We start from the raw sequence: 19,024 nt of genomic DNA on the forward strand, positions 1-19,024 counted from the left end.
TTCGTTACAGTCCCGCCAAGTCTTATCCGGGTCAATAGACCCGACAGCAGAATTCGGAATTTTTTTCGAGCAGAGAAAAACTTTTCAGAACATCCCCCCCCCGCACAACCTGCAATGCTCTTTTCCGCGGACAAGGATACCGATAGTGTTATTCGTACTATCGTCAAGGAGCATCTCATGCATCGAACCATTGTGAAACTGGCGGTTGCCGCCGCTGCCCTGATCGGCGCAGGCCATGCGAGTGTTGCCGACACGCTTCCCGACCTGGGCGGGAAGGAAGTCGTGATCGCGTCGGAAAACACCTATCCGCCGCTGCAATTCGTCGACCCGAAAACCGGCGCGGCCGTCGGCTGGGAATATGATGCGATCAACGAAATCGCCAAGCGGCTGAACATGAAGGTGATCATCGAGAACACCAGTTGGGACGCGATGATCCCGGCCATTTCGGCAGGCGAATACGACGTTGCCATGAACGGCATCACGATCCGTGCCGACCGGGCGGAACAGGTGGCGTTCTCCGATCCGTACATGCGCTCGGAAATGTACATGCTGGTGCGCGCCGATGAGGACCGCTTTAGCGATGCCGGAGAGTTTGGCGCCAACGCCGATTTTCTTGCCGGCGCCCAGCCGGGCACCACACCCTTTTACGTCACTGTCTACGAAGTTCTTGATGGCGATGAAGCCAATCCCCGCATCAAGCTGTTCGAGACTTTCGGTGCCGCCGTGCAGGCGCTCAAGTCCGGCGACGTCGACCTGGTGCTGACCGACAGCACCGGTGGCGAGGGATATGTCGCCACCAATCCGGACACATTCAAGCTGATCGGCGAACCGATGGGATCAGAGGACTTCGGTTTCATCTTCCCCAAAGGCTCCGACCTCGTTGAACCGTTCAACGCCGCGATCACCGACATGCGTGACGACGGCACGCTGGAGGCGCTCAATCAGAAATGGTTCTTCGAATACAAGGCCGCCGAATAGCAGCCTTCTCCGGTGAAGATGTCAGCGGGTGACGGTCTGATCGACAGCCGCTCCACAGGGCCGGTGCCAACAATGCGGGTCCGCTTCAAAGGGACTGTCGCCTTTGCCGGCCCCGGCCAGTTGTGTCGTGAAGACCATATTCAAACCGGGTTTCTTCATGGGCGCAGATGCCGGCGAAACCGGAAGATGCCATATCATCCTTGACCTCACCGGCATTGAGGCAGGGCTTTATGAAGGTCCCGAATCAGGTTCGGAAGCATATCCGGGACAGGGTGTAGGGCGAGACACACCTTCCGCAAAACCCGGTCGTACCGGATCACCGCCCGTTCACCTCAAGCCCGCAGGACAAATCCATGTTCGGCAAAAAAAACCAGACGACTCTTCCGGAACAGGATTTCCCCTTTTGGCTTGTAGCCGCCGGCGGGATCGCCGTCTTCCTGCTGTTCCAGATTGCGACTGACGAGATCTATTCGCAGGTCATGGCGACCGTCTCGCGCGGGATCGGCCTGACTGTCTTCGTGACGCTGACCGGTTTCTTCCTGGCGTCCGTCTTGGGACTGCTCCTGGCGCTCGCCTCGCTCTCCGGATCGATAGTCCTGCGCCAGGCGGCAAGGTTCTATGTCGAGATCGTGCGCGGACTGCCGATCCTGGTATTGCTCCTTTACATCGCCTTCGTCGCAACCCCGTTGATCATCGCCGGCCTCAATGCCGTTCTGGAGCCTCTGGGGCTGACTGCGTTGCGCACCCGCGACTTCCCCCTGCTGTGGCGGGCTATCGCCGCACTGACCATCGGCTATTCGGCCTTTATCGCCGAAGTGTTCCGGGCAGGCATTCAGGCGGTCGACGCGGGGCAGATCGAAGCGGCCAAAGCGCTCGGCATGACCGGCTGGCAGCGGTTCCGGCTGATCGTCTTTCCGCAGGCGCTGAAGACCATCCTGCCGCCGCTCGGCAATGATTTCGTCGCCATGATCAAGGACAGTTCCCTCGTCTCCGTTCTGGGAGTTGCCGACATCACCCAACTCGGCAAGATCTACGCGGCCGGGTCCTTCCGCTATTTCGAGACCTATAATGTGGTCGCGCTTATCTACCTGATGATGACCATCACCCTGTCTCTCGCCCTGCGCAAATTCGAACGAACACGGGACGTCGGAGGCCGTTAGGTCAAACCGGTACGGCACCCGTGCGTGATCAGCTTGCCGCCCTGCAGCCTGTAACTACCGTGAAACTGTCTCATTTCATGATTGCAGCAGGAGATGCAACATGCACTCGATGATCCCGGGTGGGATCATGCTGGATTATAGGGCGTAAACTCATAAATGAGGGTGATACGGGATGGTTCGAAGCTCTCCTGGCGGAGGCACCCGGCAAATCACCCGGTGCTTCATGCGCAGGCAGCGTTTCGTCCACTCCGGTCACGTGGTTAACACCCTTATCCGTGAAAATGTCATTGAGAATGCCGCTATGTCGAAAAAAAACATAAGGGCGATTCAGACAATCTTTAACGAATGAAAGACAACCTCCGGTCGTACATTCATTGAAATCAGCAGAATTCCGGCGTTTTCGGTCAGCGACAACCGTTAACCTCTCATTCAACTTTTACTATTGTAAACAAACCATTGATTCAAAGGGAATTTTTGTTCCAGTCGCTTAACACCTGATTTACCAAAACCGGTAACCATGACGCTCTAAATTGCGTGAGGTAATGCGTCGCAATGAGTGTACTGCGTACCGGGGTGTCCTTTGCGGCACCCCATCAATCAGACAAGCCGGAGGCAAGCGCTTCCTGGCTCAATACGATCCTCAAGGGCGACTGCGTGTCCGCCCTTGAAAAGCTGCCGTCCCGGTCGGTCGACCTGGTCTTTGCGGATCCGCCCTATAATCTCCAGCTGGGCGGCGATCTGCACAGACCCGACCAGTCGAAGGTGGACGCCTGCGACGATCACTGGGATCAGTTCGACAGCTTTCAGGCCTATGACGCCTTCACCCGCGCCTGGCTGCTCGCCGTGCGCCGGGTGATGAAGCCGGACGGCTCACTGTATGTGATCGGCTCCTATCACAACATCTTCCGGGTCGGGGCGATGCTCCAGGATCTCGGCTTCTGGATCATGAACGATATCGTCTGGCTGAAGTCGAACCCGATGCCGAACTTCCGCGGCAAGCGGTTCACCAATGCCCATGAGACGATGATCTGGGCGGTGAAATCGAAGGATGCCAAGCCGACCTTCAACTACGACGCGCTGAAGACCTTCAACGAGGATCTGCAGATGCGCTCCGACTGGCACTTGCCGCTGTGCACAGGTTCAGAACGGCTGAAGGACAAGGCGGGCCAGAAGGTCCATCCGACCCAGAAGCCGGAATCCCTGCTCTACCGTGTCCTGACCGCCTCCTCCAAGCCGGGAGATGTCGTGCTCGATCCCTTCTTCGGCACCGGCACAACGGGCGCCGTCTCCAAGAAACTTGGCCGTAATTATGTCGGTGTGGAGCGCGAGCAGGACTATATCGACGCCGCCACGGCCCGCATCAAGGCGATCGAGCCGGGTGATGCGGAAGCACTGGAGATGCAGCAGGGCAAACGCGCCCTGAAGCGCATTCCCTTCGGCACCCTGCTGGAAAGCGGCCTGCTGGCACCGGGAACGGAACTGAGCTGTTCCAGGGGCAAGCATCTGGCCATCGTCCGCGCGGACGGCTCACTCAAGTCGGGCGACCACACAGGGTCGATCCACAAGGTCGGCGCCCTGGTCCAGGGACAGGAGGCCTGCAACGGCTGGACTTTCTGGCACACCCAGGACGGTCCGACAAAATCGCCTATCGACGAACTCCGCAAGGAAGTCAGATCCCGCCTGCAGGCATAAGCAGGCTAACAAGCAGAAACGACCTTCGCGTTCCCCGCGATTAACTGAACCCCGTCTCCCAGAAAAGGAGGCGGGGTTTTTCTTTGTGGGGACGGCGGCGAGACAGGGCGCCGGCAGGATGGCTAAACGCTTGCTGCGCGAGGCATTGCCCAGGCGCTTCTGTTTCGCCTGACAAAATCACGGAACGCGCCTGGTTGCCTCCCGGTGAGCCGGAAGACACCATCGCTCAAACGGTTCTCGGAGCCTTTGGCGATTGCGGTGTCCATTGAAGCCAGACCTCGTGCGTAGCCGGCTTCCATTCCAAGTATCGTGAAGCGGGCAGCCAAATGATCTTCAGAAAGGCAGACATGGTCGATTTTGCGCCCGGCCGCCAATCCGATCTCACTTGCGACAGCCTCGTAGGACAAGGCTTCCGGACCGGTCAGGATCATGTCCGTGTTTGGCGGTGAAGACGTCGTCAGGGCGGCGACTGCGGATGCTGCAATGTCGTCGGCATTGATGAAAGGCACCCGTCCCTCCCCGGTCGCCGAGTAGATCCTGCTTTCATCACGGATGGTGGTACGATGCTGCTGCTCGGAAAAATTCTGCATGAACCACGTCGGTCGCAGAATACAGAATTCAGGCACATTGCCGGCGAGCCAGTCATGGACCTCCCCCATCATCGCCCCCCCTCGCTGAAGCGAAGACGCGCTCAAGAGTACGAACCGCGACACTCCCATGCCGAGGGCGCACTGGAGGAAAGGCTTCATCACCGCGAGGTGATCGGTGCGGTCTGTCGGGGCGACTAGGTAAACCGCTTTCACGCTTCCCAAGGCTGCCGCGAACAAATCCGGCTGCCCCCAGTCGAAACGAACCTGGCCGGGTATCTGCGGATTACGGGTCGCAATGCGGACATCGCTGGCCCGATCACGCAGCAGCGCGGCTACCCGACGCCCTGTCTTGCCGGTGCCTCCGGTCACCAGAAATAAGTCAGACATTGGGCGTCTCCGCTGACAGGACACGTTCGAGCGTGTCCCGGTCCCCCGCAGCGGCCTGAACAACGAGCGGATTCCAGTAATCGCGATAGGAAACGATCCTGCCGTTCTTCATATCGATCACCGAGATGTAATCCTGATCGTAGGGCGCGCCGTTGACCCGGCTCTTTCCTCTGCAACTGAATTCCAGGACGAACCGGTTCCTGTCGGGGTCGGTCGTCACCGCATGCAAAGTCAAAGAGGTAAGTTCGATCAGCGCGCCGACACGCGGCAAGTACTGAGCCAGAGACTGCTTGCCCTGCAGGTTCTTCACCGCGCCGGGCGGCGCATAAGGAAATTCGAACGCAATGTCCTCGCTGCACATGTCGAGCAGGGAAACAGCATCGGCATCGAGAGCATCGCCCAGTCCCTTGCGAAGCAATGCAGCGAAATCCTTCAGGTCGTTATTGTTCTTGTGCATGCGTGTTTACCTTTCTTCGTCGGAACGGTATCGTTTCGACGTATCTAGAGGTTATTCGATGGAACGCAAGCGTATCGACGTAAAAAAATCCAGAACTCCCTCCGGAGCTGCCGTGCAGCGGCCGGAACTGACCCAGGCTCTCTACCGGGCATTGTTCGAAGTCTGGGCGGAAAAGGGATATCCCGCGATCAGTCTGGAACAGGTGGCCACACGTGCCCGGGCCGGCAAGGCGGCGATCTACCGGCGTTGGCCGTCAAAACTTGCATTCGCGCGGGAAGCGATCGAGGAAATCGGTTTTCCCCTCGTCGATACACCTGACAAGGGCTGCCTGGAGGACGACCTTCAGGCCTATCTCCTGGGATTGCGCCGGGTCCTGCGGCACCCGATCGTCAGACGGATACTGCCCGATCTTCATGCGGAGCGGAGCCGCTCACAGGAGATCGCCGACCTCCTCGACGCCGTTGCGGCAAGACGCCGGACACGCGGACTGGAGCTGATCGAGCGCGCCGTCGCTCGCGGCGAGCTTGCACCGACAGTGGACCGCGAAATGGCCATGGATCTGCTGCCTGCACCGCTTTACTGGCGGATGATCGTGCGCGGACGGTCCGTGACAAGAAGCGAGCTGACCGGACATGCCCGGGTTCTCAAGGCCGCCTTGCAGGCCGCTTGACCCGCATCAGGGAACAAGGCGGCAGGTCATCCTGCCAACCGGGTCTGGCTGCAACCTGACACCGCGCGAATTTGCTACCGGGTGTCCCGGAACTGAGACACATCGGCGTATCGTTCGACGCGGTGGCTTGAACATGTCGCTGATCCACTGCACTCTGGTCTTTCCTTGAAGCGTTCTCGGGAGGAGCGTCGAAGGACACGCGTTGGGTTTTCCGGCGGTGCACTTTGATCGTTGATCGCAGTCATGAAAGAACATGTGGAAACCGTCTTCCGAACCGTGGAATCGAGTTCGGCACCTGCCGTTTCGCAGATTGCCGCGTCGTGGCGCAGATCCATCGAGCGGCACGGCCTGCATCCGGGCGAAAAAAGTGCGCCGGATCGTCTCGATGCACCCGAGTTGCGCCAGCGCCGCGACAGAACCGGCGCGCTGCTGCAGATTGCAGCGCCTAAACTGGACCAGTTGTTCGGGCTTGTCGGACAGTCGGGCTGCGCTGTCGTTCTGACCGATGCCGACGGCATCGTGCTTGATCAGCGCTGCACGAACGCGGACGAGGGCGAATTCCAGACTTGGGGGCTTGCCGTCGGAGCGGACTGGAGCGAGGCTGCGGTCGGCACCAACGGTGTCGGCACCTGCATTGCCGAACAGCGTAACCTCATCGTCCATCAGAGCGAACACTTCCTTGCCCGCAACGCCGGTCTCAGTTGCATGGACGCGCCGATCTTCGGCCCCGACGGACATCTCGCAGGCGCGCTCGACGTTTCGTCCGCGAGATCCGATCAGACGGAAGCCTTCAACCGTCTGATCGCGGCCATGGTCACCCAGACCGCGCGCCAGATCGAAATCGACGCCTTTCGCGCCGCCTTTTCCGACAGCCGTATCGTCTTCGCCGATAAAGACGCCACGGACTCGGCCATGCTGCTCGCGGTCGATGGCGATGATATCGTGCAGGGAGCGACACGCGCCGCGCGCAAGGCATTCGGGCTGAATGCCTTCGGCCGGATCGCTCCGCTTCCAGCCTCGGACCTGCTCGGGCGCGAGGATGGTCCAACCGGTTTCGAGAAAGCAGAACGGGCGGCGGTGATGCGGGCCCTCACCCGTGCAAAGGGCAACGTGTCCGAGGCCGCGCGCGCACTGGGTATCGGCCGGGCCACCCTCTACCGGCGCATGAAGCGGCTCCGGATCGACGGAAACTGATCCGAATCTGTCTCAGTCCTGAGACACCTCCTCCCAAGCACCGCATCGCCCCATCTGTGCACCGGCCCGAGGCTTCGGCACAGTCCCCTCATACCCGGTGGAGGATCGGGGAACACGAGGAGGATATCCATGAACCAGATGCCCAGGATTGCGGTCGACACCGTGTCGCCCTTCAATGCGAGATACGACAATTTCATCGGCGGCAAATTCGTCGCTCCGGTGAACGGCCGTTATTTTTCCAATATTACACCGATTTCCGGACAGCACGTGTGCGACGTCGCCCGCTCCGACGCGGCGGACGTGGAACTGGCGCTGGACGCTGCTCATGCGGCCAAATCCGGTTGGGGAAGGACTCCTGCGGCGGAACGCGCAAACGTCCTGTTGAAAATCGCCGACCGCATGGAAGAAAACCTGGATCTTCTGGCAAAGGCCGAGACCTGGGACAACGGCAAGCCGATCCGCGAAACCACCGCGGCGGACATCCCGCTTTCCGTCGACCATTTCCGCTATTTCGCCGGTGTCCTGCGTGGTCAGGAAGGATCCATGTCGGAGATCGATGCCGACACGGTCGCCTATCATTTTCAGGAGCCCCTCGGCGTGGTCGGTCAGATCATTCCGTGGAATTTCTCCATCCTGATGGCGGCCTGGAAACTGGCACCGGCGCTCGCCGCGGGCAACTGTGTCGTGCTGAAGCCGGCCGAACAGACACCGGCGGCGATCATGGTGCTTGCCGAACTGATCGGCGACCTGCTGCCGGATGGCGTCCTTAACATCGTCAACGGCTATGGCGCCGAGGTTGGCGCACCGCTGGCGAAATCTTCCCGCATTGCCAAGATCGCCTTCACCGGCTCCACCCAGACCGGCAAGATGATCATGCAATACGCCACCGAGAACCTGATCCCGGTGACGCTGGAACTCGGCGGCAAATCGCCGAACATCTTCTTTTCCGACGTGATGCGCGAGGACGATGCGTTTCTGGACAAAGCCATCGAGGGTTTCGTGCTGTTCGCCTTCAATCAGGGTGAAGTCTGCACCTGTCCGAGCCGCGCACTCATCCAGGAAGACATCTACGAGGCCTTCATCGAACGGGCCATCGAACGTGTGAAAGCGATCAAGCAGGGCGACCCTCGCGTGCTCGACACAATGGTCGGCGCCCAGGCGAGCCGGGAGCAGCAGGACAAGATCCTGTCCTATCTCACCATCGGGGTTGAGGAAGGCGCCGAGGTTCTGTGCGGCGGCAGCGAAGCCAAATTCGGCGGCGACCTGGAGGGTGGTTTCTATATCCAGCCGACCATCCTGAAGGGTCACAACAAGATGCGCGTGTTCCAGGAGGAAATCTTCGGGCCGGTCGTGTCGGTAACGACCTTCAAGGACGAGGCCGAAGCGCTCGCGATCGCCAACGACACCATGTACGGCCTCGGTGCCGGCGTATGGTCGCGCGACGCCAATACCTGCTACCGTTTCGGCCGCGCCATCGAGGCCGGCCGGGTCTGGGTCAACAACTACCACGCCTACCCGGCCCATGCCGCTTTCGGCGGCTACAAGCAGTCGGGCATCGGCAGGGAAAACCACAAGATGATGCTGGACCACTATCAGCAGACCAAGAACATGCTGGTCAGCTACAATCCTAACAAGCTCGGGTTTTTCTGACAGCTGTTCGCGCTGTCCGGCCTTGCATCGTGAATATGGCGGGGCGGTCCTGAGAAGGGCTGCCCCGTTTTTCTGTTCGCCTCACGCAAACCCCACAAGGGCCTTGCGCCGTTTGCCGACGGAGACCGACATCCGGTCGTTGGCCTGAAGGTCGCCGATGGCGATGCGGCGGCGGGGATCGTCGACGATCCGGTTGTTGAGGCGTACACCGCCGCCTTCCACCAGGCGGCGGGCTTCGCCGTTGGAGGCTGCAAAGCCGACGGCCACGACGACTTCCAGCAATCCCAGCCCCTCGGCCAGCGAGGCAAGCGGCAATGTGTGGGTCGGCTCCAGGATCTCGCCCTCGCCGGCGAACAGCGCGTCGCCCTGCTGCAGCGCGGCGCGGGCTTCTTCCGGACCGTGGACGATATCGGTGACCTGGGTCGCCAGGATCTTCTTGGCCTCGTTCAGCTCCGCTCCCTGCAGCGCCGAAAGACGGGCGATCTCGCTCATCGGCAGCTCGGTGAAGAGCCGCAGGAACTTGCCGACATCGGCATCAGCCGTGTTGCGCCAGAACTGCCAGAAGCCGAAAGGCGACAGGTGTTCAGGATGCAGCCAGACGGCGCCGGCGGCCGTCTTGCCCATCTTGGCGCCGCTCGCGGTGGTCAGCAGCGGAACGGTGAGGCCGTGCAGCTTGTGCCCATCCCGGCGGCCGAGTTCGACGCCGTTGACTATATTGCCCCACTGGTCCGATCCGCCGACCTGCAGGACGCAGTCATGACGCCTGGCGAGTTCCAGGAAATCGACGGCCTGCAGCATCATGTAGCAGAATTCCAGCACGGTCAGCGGCATCTGGGCGTCGAGGCGCGATTTGACGCTGTCGAAGGTCATCATCCGGTTCACGGTGAAGCGGGAGCCGTAGTCACGCAGGAATTCCAGGAAGCGGAACTCGTTCAGCCACTCGGCATTATTGACGAGCATCGCGCCATCGGGCCCTTCCATGTCAACGAGACGCTCCACGGACCGGCGGATCGTGGCGATATTCGCTGCGATCTGCCGCTCTTCCAGCATTGGCCGGGTGTCCTTTCGGAAACTCGGATCGCCGATCAGGCTGGTGCCGCCGCCCAATACGACAATCGGCCGGTGACCCAGCTTCTGCAGCCAGCGCATGGTCATCAGCGGCATCAGGTGGCCGACATGCAGGCTGGCCGCCGTCGCGTCGAAGCCGGCATAGGCGGTCAGCGGTCCTTCGGAAAGCGTGCGGTCGAGCGCTTCGAGGTCCGTGCACTGATGCACGAGCCCGCGTTCCAGAAGCACGGCGAGCGCTTCCGATTTCAATCTGGTCGCCGGCTTGCCGGCTTCGATCATGTGGCTGGTCATTTTCGATTTCCTGGGTTTCCCGCCAGGAAGCCAGGGTCCTGAAAACCAAAAAGCCGCCTGACGCTGCGGCTTTTGAGGTTTCAAGAGGTGAACAAGATCCTACGCAGCCGCCGGTATGTCGGTGACGTAATAAAAATACACAAAGGCTGCGCTCATCCTGATCATGGCATTTTAAATGCGCGACGGAGGACAGGATGTCAAGCCTGTTGTCGGCAGGTATCCGGTTGCCCGGTGCCCGGCTCCGGGATGAGGCTCAAGCGAATACGACCCCTGCCGCATCAAGCTGCCTTTTCAGGGGCGGCCATTTTTGCGGCGTGCTGCTCAGCGTCGCCGCTTCGCGGATCTCCACCCGATACCCCCTGGCAAGCGCGCCCTTGGCGGTGAGTTGAACACAATGGCAGGTATCCAAGCCAATCAGGATCAGACGGCCGACGCGTTTTTTGTCAAGCCAGGCTTCGAAGTCGGCACAGGAGAACGTGTCACCGATGGATTTTTCGAACACGGGCGCATCACCGACATCAAGGGTATGGTCGAGCTTCAAGCCCTCCCGCCCCGGTGTACCGATGCCGCCGGCGGTCAGTTTCATTGCCGCAATGACTGGCCAGTCCCGAAAAATGTTTTTCACGAAAACCACTTCATGGCCTTCGGCACGGGCGGCTTCTATCTCCCGATGGACCTCGGCAAGAGCCGCGTCGCGAAGAGCGGGATCAAAGCCGTTCCTGCCGGAATTGCGAGTAAAATCCTCCTGAATGTCAATCACGACCAGTGCCCGGTTCGGGCGGGCCTGGCTGTCGATATCAGCGCCTTTCGTCGGCGTTCCCAGTTTGCGCAGGCAATACCCGATACAAAACAACAGGCAGATCAGGCCAGACGCGGCCATGGTTATTGCAATCCAGTAGATGGACATGGGTTTACTCCAGGGCTCTTGGGAGATCCGGGTTGTCCTCGAATTCCGCAAAATGATCGAGCATCGCACAGAGCACACGCTGCGCGGAGCGAAGATCTTCTTCCGCGAACAATCCGCTGACCGCCTCGATCTCGTCATTCTCGCGTGCGCGGATCTCCCCGAAGCCGGACTGACCGGCCTCGGAGATCGCGAACAGAGGCGAACGCTTGTGAGCAGGATTGGCCCTGCGGTGGACCATTCCCTTTTTTTCCAGCTCGTTGACCATCAACTGAACCTGCTGGCGCGCCAGAAACAGCACGCGCCCCAGATCGGGAACCGACATCGGACCGGCTTCCTGCAACACTTCCAGAACGGCGCGCATGCCGACCGTGATACCGGTTCCGTCCAGTTTTGCTTCAACCGCCCGGGCAAGACGCCTGTGGACCGGCCGGATCAGACGGATGATTTCGTAGAGTTCAACAGACTTGCTCATACCACCAACTTAACAATTTAATTGTCAAAATGACATTTTTATTGTCATTTGTCCAGCAGCCTACCCGACCCACTTTTCAAGAAAATTGAAAGGCGATCCGGCAGTTATACCAGCCGCAATAAATAAGAACCTATTGGATGGCTTGTTCAGGCGGGCGATGTGGAAGACAACACCGGCAACTCGTTACCAAGGCTTTGCCGGGCGGGACTCAAGGTCCCGGCTCAAGACCGGGACAGCGCTGAGGATGGGGCTTTGCCAGGCCGCGACGGCCTCACGACAGGCCCAGGTCGTGCTCGCCCCGTTCCAGGATCAGAGGCACGATCAGGTCCTCCTCGTCGTCCAGGTGGCGCATCAGGCCCGTGAGCAGCGTGTCGCTGACGGCCGCGTAATCGTCCGCCGCCCGGCGGATCCCGTCCCTACCACCCTGCTGCAATCGGCCGAGAAATGTGTTGGCGCTGCCGATGACGGTCTCAATACGGTGATGGATCAAGTCGTGATCGCCTTCCAGAAGCTCGAAACCGGCGACCAGCCGCTTTTCCGCCTCCATGAAAACGGGGAAATAGTGCTCGTCCTCGATCATGTGATGATGATGCAACTCGGAAAGGAACTGTTGCAAGCGCGGCGCGAACAAGCCACCGAACTGTTTTGCCGCGACCCGCTCCTCGTGGAAATCGTCGAGCAGCGTGTCGAGCGTCCGACCGAGCTGGCGAAACCCGTTGTGGCGCGCGAGCCAGAATTCGGTCAACGGGCCAAGGTTCCGGTGTGAAGTCCAGTCCACCCGGGGATGATCCTTCAACAGATACAGCCACTCTTCAGGCAGTCCGGTCCGCTGGTCCAGATGCATCGGGTCGGTCATGGTTTTCTTTCGCTTTCCCGGATGTCTCGCCTACGGTCCTTATAGCCCAATTCCGTCTGGCTTTAAGGAAACAGTGTGTTCAGCACAATTCCGGACTATCCGTCCTCACGCCTCCCCCCGCCGGCAGAAGCACGCGGCAAGACCGATTGCAGCGTCATTCCAGACATGTGCAGCAATGCTGCGCGCAGATCTGGAACCCAGCGCATATGGGCAACTGGCAGCGAGCACGAAACTCAAATAAGCACTTGAAATTATTCAATTAAGGCGCGCAATCGGCGCAGAATATGTCTGGAGTCCAGATCGGCCCTCGACTGGCGCCTCACTTGTCTGGAATGACGAAGTCGGGTGTGTCAGCAGTCTGGACCCCGGCCGAAGCCGGGGTTGCTTTACGTATCGGCCGACTGCCTGCCGCCTATTCCGCCGCGGCCGGACTTACTTCAGCCGGTTCGGGTTCGGTCCATTTCAGGACCGGCTTGCGGGCCGCAGCGGTTTCGTCCAGGCGGCGGCGCGGGGCCAGATAAGGCGCCCCGGAGAACCGGTCGGTTTCGCCGCGTTTGGCACTCATGACCAGGTCGCGCATGGTGGCAATGAACAGGTCAAGCGCCGCCCGGCTTTCCGATTCCGTCGGCTCGATCAGCATGGCCCCGTGGACGACCAGCGGGAAATACATGGTCATCGGATGATAGCCCTCGTCGATCATCGCCTTGGCGAAATCGAGCGTCGTGACGCCGGTATCTTTCAGGAAGCTGTCATCGAACAGCACCTCGTGCATGCAGGGACGCTCGCCGAAGGGAAGGCTCATCAGGTCCTGCAGGCCGACACGGATATAGTTGGCGTTGAGGACCGCGTCCTCGGAGGCCTGTTTCAAACCATCAGAACCATGGCTCATCATGTAGGAGAGCGCACGCACATACATGCCCATCTGACCATGGAAGGCCGTCATGCGGCCGAAGGGCTGCTCGCCATCCGTTGTCGCCGATGTGGTTTCGACCAATTCCAGCCCGCCGTCCGTCTTGCGGATGAAAGGCAGCGGCGCGAAAGGCGCCAGCCGTTCGGACAAGACCACCGGACCGGAACCCGGACCACCGCCGCCATGAGGCGTGGAGAAGGTCTTGTGCAGGTTGATATGCATGGCATCGACGCCAAGATCCCCTGGACGGGCCTTGCCGACGATGGCGTTGAAGTTGGCGCCGTCGCAGTAGAAATAGGCGTCGGCGGCGTGGATCAGATCAGCGATCAGCTTGATGTCGCGCTCGAACAGCCCGCAGGTGTTCGGGTTGGTCAGCATTATGCCGGCGATATTGCCGGTATGTTCCTCGGCTGTCGCCTTGAGGGCGTCCAGATCGACCGTTCCGTCGTCCTTGGCGGCGATGGAGACGACCTTGTAGCCGAGCAGCGCGGCGGTTGCCGGGTTGGTGCCGTGGGCGCTCTCGGGCACCAGCACGATCTTCGGATCGCGGCCGGCGGCGGTATGGGCCGCCTTGATCGCCATCATGCCGCATAATTCGCCATGGGCGCCGGCTTTCGGGCTCATGGCGACAGCGGACATGTGGGTGGATACCATCAGCCAGTGAGCCAGTTCGTCGATCAGCTCCAGCGCGCCCGGAACGGAAGAGACAGGCTGCAAGGGATGGATGTCGCCGAAGCCCGGCAGACGGGCCATCTTCTCGTTCAGCCGCGGATTGTGCTTCATGGTGCACGAGCCGAGCGGATAGAGCCCGCTGTCGATCGCGTAGTTGTTGCGCGACAGGCGCACGTAGTGGCGCATGGCTTCCGGTTCGGCGAGACCGGGCAGACCGATCTCGTCCTGGCGCCGGTGGCCGCCGAGTTCGAATTGCACACCGTCGTCTTCGTCCAGATCGACACCGGTGGTTTCCAGCGATCCGAATTCGAAGATCAGCGGCTCTTCCATGTCTAGCCCGCGGTTGCCGGTGAAGGTCTTGGGATGGAAGGCTCCGTCCGCCTCGCCCGGTCTGGTCGGGCGTCCTTGCGTGTTCATGCTCATGCCAGCACCTCCTTCAGCGCGCTCGCGAAGGCCGCGCGGTCTTCATCCGTGTTGACTTCGGTCGAGGCGACCACCAGCAGATTGGCGACCTCCTTGCTGTCCGGCTCAAGCCGGGAGACCGGCAGCCCGGCGAGAATGCCGCGTTCGGCAAGCCGTTCCACCACCTCGCCGGCCGGTTTCGGCAGGGCAATGGTGAATTCGTTGAAATAGGCCGAATTCAGAACCTCGACGCTTTGAATGGCGGCGAGAAGTGTCTTCAGCTTCACCGCGTTGGCGTGGTTGATGCGGGCAAGTTTCGTCAGCCCCGCTTGCCCCAGCAGCGACATGTGGATGGTGAAGGCCAGACAACAAAGGCCGGAATTGGTGCAGATGTTCGACGTCGCCTTGTCACGCCTGATGTGCTGCTCGCGCGTGGACAGCGTCAGCACGAAACCGCGCTTGCCTTCCGCATCCACTGTTTCGCCGCACAGGCGTCCGGGCATCTGGCGGACATATTTCTGACGGGTGGCGAAGAGGCCAACATAGGGACCGCCGAAATTCAGGCCGTTGCCGATGGACTGCCCCTCGCCGACCACGATATCCGCTCCCTGCGTTCCCGGCGGCTCGATAAGGCCGAGCGAGACCACTTCGGTGAAGACCGCGATCAGCAGGGCCTTGTGAGCGTGCACCTTTTCGGCAATCGGCTTCAGATCTATCAGTTGGCCGTAGAAGGACGGCGACTGGACCACAACGCAGGAGGTCTCGTCGTCGATCTGCGCAAGGATGTCCTCGGTGCCACCCGGGTCCGCAGGCAGGCTGACCACCTGGTCGCCGGCCATCGCCGACAGGCCCTCGACCACGGCGCGGTATTGCGGGTGCAGGCCGCCGGACAGCACCGCTTTGCTGCGCCGGGTGATCCGGTGGGCCATCAGCACGGCCTCGCCGGTTCCGGTGGAGCCGTCATACATGGAGGCGTTGGCCACATCCATGGCGGTCAGCCGCGCCACCTGGGTCTGGAACTCGAACAGGTACTGCAGCGTGCCTTGCGTGATTTCCGGCTGATAGGGCGTATAGGACGTCAGGAATTCCGAGCGCTGGATCAGGTGATCGACGGTGGCCGGCACATGGTGCTTGTAGGCCCCTGCCCCGACAAAAAACGGAACGGATCCTGCAGACGTGTTCTTCGCGGCCATGGCGGAGAGCCTGCGCTCAACCTCCATTTCAGTGGCGCGTCCGGGAAGATCCAGAAGGTTATTGAGGCGGACATTTGCAGGAATATCCGCAAACAGGTCGTCAATCGAATCGACGCCGATCCGCGCGAGCATGTCGCTCCGGTCGGTATCGTTTAAAGGCAGGTAGCGCATCAGGCAGCTCCCAAGAGTTAGAAAATCAGTAAGCCGGCGCAAGCTCAAATCTTCCGGTTCATTTTCCCCGGCGAACCACGCGGGACCCGGGACCAGTGAACCGGAAAACTCCCGGCTCAGGGCACCCCGGTCCCGGCTTGGCGCTGAAGCGCCGTCCGGGATGACGGAGGAAAGGCTTTGATGCCGTCCACAGCGATGGAACCGGCCGCATCACCCGCGCGGCCAGATCCTGACTTCAAGGCGCGACCAGCTTCAGAGGCTCCGGTTCCACAACGATCTCGCACTTTACGGAATTGGCGATGAAGCAGATCTCATGCGCCTTTTCGTGCAGATCGGTCAGCCATGTCGGATCCGGATCCTTGTCGGCGACCAGCGTGACGAGCGGACGCAGGACCACTTTGACGATCCCCATCTGGGCTCTCGCCACCCGGCGCATTTCGCCCTTTGCATCGTCCCGGTAACTGGCGACGTTGAAGCCTGCCCGACGGGCAAGATCCAGAAACGACATCATGTGGCAGGAAGAAATCGCCGCAACGAAGGCTTCTTCCGGATCGATGGCCGCCTCGACGGAATGCGGCAAGGGCACCACAGTCGGCGAGGAGCTTGCCGGGACTTCCAGACCGCCGTCAAAGCGCCAGATATGCCCCCGGGAATACGCATTTGCCGCGTAGTCACCGTCGCATGCCCACTCTATCTGAGCCGAGTAATAATGCCCTGCCATGACGTCACAAAGTCCCCACGTATGCCTTGTAGGCAGCCTCGTCCAGCAGGTCCGAAAGCTGGTCGGGGTTCCCGACCTTCATCTTCAGGAACCATGCTCCGCCTTCAGGGTCTTCGTTGACCTTTGCCGGTTCGTCGGCCAGCACGGCGTTGGCCTCGACCACTTCACCGTCGATCGGCGCATAGACCTCACTGGCGGCCTTGACCGATTCGACAACGGCGGCTTCATCGCCCTGGGACATTTCCCTGCCGGCTTCCGGCAGTTCGACATAAACCACATCGCCAAGCTGTTCCTGGGCATAGGCGGTGATGCCGACCGTGGCGATATCGCCTTCGACGGAAATCCACTCGTGGTCCTTGGAGTAATAGATGGTCATTGCTGTGCGTCCATTTCAGAAAAATCAGGATTTGGGTTTGCGGTAATAACGGTTCGGAACGAAGGGCATGTCGGCGACGGTTGCCGGCAGCCGCCGGCCCCGCACGATCAGCTCAAGAGCGGTGCCGGCGCCGGAATGTTCAACGGGCACATAGCCCATTGCGATGGGAGCGCCCACGGTAGGGGCAAACCCTCCTGAGGTCACCGTGCCGACCACCGGTCCGTCCGGCAAGGCGACCTCGGCCCCTTCGCGGGCGGGCGCCTTGCCGTCGAGGCGCAGGCCGACCCGGACCCGTCCGGGGCCGTCCTTCAATTCTTCCTGAATGCGATCGTCTCCGGGGAACCCACCTTCTTCCCGGCGCCGTTTCTGCATGCAGAAGGTGATCGCACCTTCCACAGGAGAGGTGGTCTCGTCGATATCGTGACCGTAGAGGCAGAGCCCGGCCTCAAGGCGCAGACTGTCGCGGGCGCCAAGCCCGATGGCGTCAACACGATCATCAGCCAGAAGCGCGCGCGCGATCGCCTCAGCAGCCCCGGCGGCAACCGAAATCTCCACACCGTCCTCGCCTGTATACCCGGCGCGGCCGATGTGGCAGTCGATGCCGTCGAATTCCATGGATGCAGCGGACATGAAGGCAAGGTCGGCCACGGCGGGTGCATGGGCGGCGACGGCAGCGACCGCTTCGGGTCCCTGAACCGCGATCAGCGCGCGGTCCTCGACCACATGCAGTTGCACATTTTCAGGCAGTCTTGCGCGAAAATGTGCGTAATCCACGTCCTTGCGCGCGGCGTTGACCACCAGCATCAGCTTGCCGTCATCGGCCTCGGAGATGGAACGGGTGACCATGAGATCATCGATGATGCCGCCCTCGTCATTGAGCAGCACCGAATAGCGCTGACGGCCATAGCCGAGTTCGACGAAATTGGACGGAGTTAGAGCCTCCAGGGCGCGGGCGGTCGTCTCATGATCCGGACCGGCGAGAAATGCCTGTCCCATATGAGAGACATCGAACAACCCGGCCTTGGACCGGGTTTGCAGATGCTCGGCCATGATGCCGGCCTTGTATTGAACCGGCATGGAATAGCCCGCGAAAGGCACCATCCTGGCACCCAGTTCCACATGAAGGTCATGAAGAGGCGTTTGTTTGAGATCGGTCTCTGCAGCGGCATCCGCCATGAACGGTCCTCGTCTCGGGGTTGCGCAGTCCCAGACCGTCCTTTCGGGACCCGGCCTGTCTGCACCCCCTCTGTCCGAGTACCTGAGAGATTTCCCGCGAACGCTATTCACGCGTCCTGCAGTTACTCCTTCGGTGAGCAGTCCGCAATTCCATTGGCGGAGCACTGCTTTCCAGAGCGTTTTGGCACGTGCGGTCCTTTTGCCTGAGAGTTTCCGGGGCGGTTGCTCCTTCGGCGCCGGGATCTTTCAACCCGGCCTCTCCCGCACTTGCGTCAGCGTGATTCCACGCCAATCAGGGAACGATCCTGATCTGAAGCGGCGATTGTGCGAGGCGGACATTGTCTTGTCAATATGCGACATCGCAACAACGCGAATTTGCCGGGCACAATCGCATCCGGCAAATCTCGAGTGTCAGCGATCAGCGACGACGGCCATCATCGAATCCGAAGACCACCTTGACGCTCTGGTCCGGGTCGACGGTGAACTTGTCTTCGATCAGCGTCCAGGTTTCGCTCGGCGACCCGGCCCCGACCGTCACCGGTATCTTGAGAATCTCGGAAGCCAGAGGTTTCGCGTCGGTGCCGCCGGGAACGATGGCAACACGCAACGGCAGGATCACTTCGCCGCCCTTCCAGGCGGGACCGGAGGTCACATCGCCGGAGAACCCGAGTTTCATCTGCCTCCGGCCGTCGGCTCCCTGAGTGCAGGTATTGGCCCAGTCCTCCACGGTCGCCTGATAAAGAAGTCCCTCGGGATCATTTTCCTTGCCGCGGACATACTTCATGATCAGGTAGGTGTTCAGCTTGAGCTGCATCGGGGGACAGGGAACCGGAGGCGCGAAGCTCTCGGGTGAAATTTCAATCGGCTCCTGGCCACCCGTAATGATCTTTCCGGCAACGCTTTCGGCTCCGCCGCATCCGCCCAGCGCCACCGCGCCGATGCAAACCGCCATTGCCGTCTTGAGTTTCATCTTGGTTGCGGCTTGAAACGCACTGATCATATTCTGTCCACTTGAATGCAAAGTAACCTCG

The 19,024-nt window shown here is 60.7% G+C and carries 18 protein-coding genes and 1 riboswitch; of the genes, 6 read left to right on the forward strand and 12 right to left on the reverse strand.

Annotated features, from left to right (window positions below):
* The first annotated feature begins 177 nt into the window (after positions 1 to 177).
* The 3 genes from OA90_RS03595 to OA90_RS03605 all read left to right on the forward strand — a co-directional run bounded on the left by OA90_RS03595 (position 178) and on the right by OA90_RS03605 (position 3,830).
* Positions 178 to 978 carry a transporter substrate-binding domain-containing protein gene (locus OA90_RS03595; RefSeq protein WP_068407833.1) on the forward strand — a complete coding sequence of 267 codons (801 nt, stop codon included), beginning with the start codon at positions 178 to 180 and terminating at the stop codon, positions 976 to 978.
* Positions 979 to 1,331: 353 nt separating this feature from the next.
* Positions 1,332 to 2,138: an amino acid ABC transporter permease gene (locus tag OA90_RS03600; RefSeq protein ID WP_068407262.1), complete on the forward strand. Its 807-nt coding sequence runs from the start codon at positions 1,332 to 1,334 to the stop codon at positions 2,136 to 2,138.
* A 552-nt stretch (positions 2,139 to 2,690) separates the two neighbouring features.
* A complete protein-coding gene (locus tag OA90_RS03605) occupies positions 2,691 to 3,830 on the forward strand; it encodes a site-specific DNA-methyltransferase (RefSeq protein WP_068407266.1) in 1,140 nt (379 codons plus the stop codon).
* Between the two features lie 122 nt (positions 3,831 to 3,952).
* Here OA90_RS03605 and OA90_RS03610 read toward each other — a convergent pair whose 3' ends face one another.
* Positions 3,953 to 4,807, reverse strand: a complete 855-nt coding sequence (locus OA90_RS03610) for an ergot alkaloid biosynthesis protein (protein WP_068407269.1) — start codon at positions 4,805 to 4,807, stop codon at positions 3,953 to 3,955.
* Positions 4,800 to 5,264, reverse strand: a complete 465-nt coding sequence (locus tag OA90_RS03615) for a nuclear transport factor 2 family protein (protein ID WP_068407272.1) — start codon at positions 5,262 to 5,264, stop codon at positions 4,800 to 4,802. The genes OA90_RS03610 and OA90_RS03615 overlap by 8 nt, the downstream gene beginning before the upstream one ends.
* Before the next feature lie 58 nt (positions 5,265 to 5,322).
* On the opposite strand from OA90_RS03615, the gene OA90_RS03620 reads away from it, so the two are divergent.
* The 3 genes from OA90_RS03620 (at position 5,323) to adh (ending at position 8,778) form a co-directional block, all read left to right on the forward strand.
* A complete protein-coding gene (locus tag OA90_RS03620; protein ID WP_068407274.1) occupies positions 5,323 to 5,934 on the forward strand; it encodes a TetR/AcrR family transcriptional regulator in 612 nt (203 codons plus the stop codon).
* A 243-nt stretch (positions 5,935 to 6,177) separates the two neighbouring features.
* On the forward strand, positions 6,178 to 7,128 hold the full coding sequence (locus OA90_RS03625) for a GAF domain-containing protein (RefSeq protein WP_199823591.1): 951 nt from the start codon (positions 6,178 to 6,180) through the stop codon (positions 7,126 to 7,128).
* A gap of 129 nt (positions 7,129 to 7,257) precedes the next feature.
* Positions 7,258 to 8,778: an aldehyde dehydrogenase gene (gene adh / locus OA90_RS03630; protein WP_068407277.1), complete on the forward strand. Its 1,521-nt coding sequence runs from the start codon at positions 7,258 to 7,260 to the stop codon at positions 8,776 to 8,778.
* A gap of 81 nt (positions 8,779 to 8,859) precedes the next feature.
* On the opposite strand, the gene tyrS is transcribed toward adh, so the two are convergent.
* The 10 genes from tyrS to OA90_RS03680 all read right to left on the reverse strand — a co-directional run bounded on the left by tyrS (position 8,860) and on the right by OA90_RS03680 (position 18,993).
* Positions 8,860 to 10,137: a tyrosine--tRNA ligase gene (tyrS, locus tag OA90_RS03635; protein ID WP_082836818.1), complete on the reverse strand. Its 1,278-nt coding sequence runs from the start codon at positions 10,135 to 10,137 to the stop codon at positions 8,860 to 8,862.
* Between the two features lie 253 nt (positions 10,138 to 10,390).
* Positions 10,391 to 11,044 carry a cysteine hydrolase gene (locus tag OA90_RS03640; protein WP_068407279.1) on the reverse strand — a complete coding sequence of 218 codons (654 nt, stop codon included), beginning with the start codon at positions 11,042 to 11,044 and terminating at the stop codon, positions 10,391 to 10,393.
* Between the two features lie 4 nt (positions 11,045 to 11,048).
* Positions 11,049 to 11,516, reverse strand: coding sequence for a MarR family transcriptional regulator (locus OA90_RS03645; protein ID WP_068407282.1), 468 nt, complete (start codon positions 11,514 to 11,516; stop codon positions 11,049 to 11,051).
* Positions 11,517 to 11,787: 271 nt separating this feature from the next.
* The gene (locus OA90_RS03650; RefSeq protein WP_068407285.1) at positions 11,788 to 12,372 is read right to left on the reverse strand and encodes a hemerythrin domain-containing protein; all 585 of its coding nucleotides are present in this window, start codon (positions 12,370 to 12,372) and stop codon (positions 11,788 to 11,790) included.
* A 412-nt stretch (positions 12,373 to 12,784) separates the two neighbouring features.
* The gene (gcvPB, locus tag OA90_RS03655; RefSeq protein ID WP_068407289.1) at positions 12,785 to 14,377 is read right to left on the reverse strand and encodes an aminomethyl-transferring glycine dehydrogenase subunit GcvPB; all 1,593 of its coding nucleotides are present in this window, start codon (positions 14,375 to 14,377) and stop codon (positions 12,785 to 12,787) included.
* Positions 14,374 to 15,720 carry an aminomethyl-transferring glycine dehydrogenase subunit GcvPA gene (gene gcvPA / locus OA90_RS03660; protein ID WP_068407292.1) on the reverse strand — a complete coding sequence of 449 codons (1,347 nt, stop codon included), beginning with the start codon at positions 15,718 to 15,720 and terminating at the stop codon, positions 14,374 to 14,376. The genes gcvPB and gcvPA overlap by 4 nt, the downstream gene beginning before the upstream one ends.
* Before the next feature lie 235 nt (positions 15,721 to 15,955).
* Positions 15,956 to 16,441, reverse strand: coding sequence for an OsmC family protein (locus OA90_RS03665; RefSeq protein ID WP_068407295.1), 486 nt, complete (start codon positions 16,439 to 16,441; stop codon positions 15,956 to 15,958).
* Between the two features lie 4 nt (positions 16,442 to 16,445).
* Positions 16,446 to 16,817: a glycine cleavage system protein GcvH gene (gcvH, locus tag OA90_RS03670; protein ID WP_068407298.1), complete on the reverse strand. Its 372-nt coding sequence runs from the start codon at positions 16,815 to 16,817 to the stop codon at positions 16,446 to 16,448.
* Between the two features lie 24 nt (positions 16,818 to 16,841).
* Positions 16,842 to 17,993 carry a glycine cleavage system aminomethyltransferase GcvT gene (gene gcvT, locus OA90_RS03675; RefSeq protein ID WP_068407301.1) on the reverse strand — a complete coding sequence of 384 codons (1,152 nt, stop codon included), beginning with the start codon at positions 17,991 to 17,993 and terminating at the stop codon, positions 16,842 to 16,844.
* Positions 17,994 to 18,174: 181 nt separating this feature from the next.
* A riboswitch (glycine riboswitch) is annotated at positions 18,175 to 18,267 on the reverse strand.
* 144 nt (positions 18,268 to 18,411) lie between these two features.
* On the reverse strand, positions 18,412 to 18,993 hold the full coding sequence (locus tag OA90_RS03680) for a hypothetical protein (protein ID WP_068407304.1): 582 nt from the start codon (positions 18,991 to 18,993) through the stop codon (positions 18,412 to 18,414).
* Between the last annotated feature and the right edge of the window lie 31 nt (positions 18,994 to 19,024).

This window comes from Labrenzia sp. OB1 (genome assembly GCF_001624695.1).
Lineage (GTDB): Bacteria > Pseudomonadota > Alphaproteobacteria > Rhizobiales > Stappiaceae > Roseibium.

Coding starts and splice junctions, on each gene's coding strand:
- OA90_RS03620 (WP_068407274.1), top strand. CDS start 5,323: ATGGAACGCAAGCGTATCGACGTAAAAAAATCCAGAACTCCCTCCGGA.
- OA90_RS03680 (WP_068407304.1), bottom strand. CDS start 18,993: ATGATCAGTGCGTTTCAAGCCGCAACCAAGATGAAACTCAAGACGGCA.
- OA90_RS03625 (WP_199823591.1), top strand. CDS start 6,178: ATGAAAGAACATGTGGAAACCGTCTTCCGAACCGTGGAATCGAGTTCG.
- OA90_RS03600 (WP_068407262.1), top strand. CDS start 1,332: ATGTTCGGCAAAAAAAACCAGACGACTCTTCCGGAACAGGATTTCCCC.
- OA90_RS03650 (WP_068407285.1), bottom strand. CDS start 12,372: ATGACCGACCCGATGCATCTGGACCAGCGGACCGGACTGCCTGAAGAG.
- OA90_RS03595 (WP_068407833.1), top strand. CDS start 178: ATGCATCGAACCATTGTGAAACTGGCGGTTGCCGCCGCTGCCCTGATC.
- OA90_RS03610 (WP_068407269.1), bottom strand. CDS start 4,807: ATGTCTGACTTATTTCTGGTGACCGGAGGCACCGGCAAGACAGGGCGT.
- adh (WP_068407277.1), top strand. CDS start 7,258: ATGAACCAGATGCCCAGGATTGCGGTCGACACCGTGTCGCCCTTCAAT.
- gcvH (WP_068407298.1), bottom strand. CDS start 16,817: ATGACCATCTATTACTCCAAGGACCACGAGTGGATTTCCGTCGAAGGC.
- OA90_RS03665 (WP_068407295.1), bottom strand. CDS start 16,441: ATGGCAGGGCATTATTACTCGGCTCAGATAGAGTGGGCATGCGACGGT.
- tyrS (WP_082836818.1), bottom strand. CDS start 10,137: ATGACCAGCCACATGATCGAAGCCGGCAAGCCGGCGACCAGATTGAAA.
- OA90_RS03615 (WP_068407272.1), bottom strand. CDS start 5,264: ATGCACAAGAACAATAACGACCTGAAGGATTTCGCTGCATTGCTTCGC.
- OA90_RS03645 (WP_068407282.1), bottom strand. CDS start 11,516: ATGAGCAAGTCTGTTGAACTCTACGAAATCATCCGTCTGATCCGGCCG.
- OA90_RS03640 (WP_068407279.1), bottom strand. CDS start 11,044: ATGTCCATCTACTGGATTGCAATAACCATGGCCGCGTCTGGCCTGATC.
- gcvPB (WP_068407289.1), bottom strand. CDS start 14,377: ATGAGCATGAACACGCAAGGACGCCCGACCAGACCGGGCGAGGCGGAC.
- gcvPA (WP_068407292.1), bottom strand. CDS start 15,720: ATGCGCTACCTGCCTTTAAACGATACCGACCGGAGCGACATGCTCGCG.
- gcvT (WP_068407301.1), bottom strand. CDS start 17,993: ATGGCGGATGCCGCTGCAGAGACCGATCTCAAACAAACGCCTCTTCAT.
- OA90_RS03605 (WP_068407266.1), top strand. CDS start 2,691: ATGAGTGTACTGCGTACCGGGGTGTCCTTTGCGGCACCCCATCAATCA.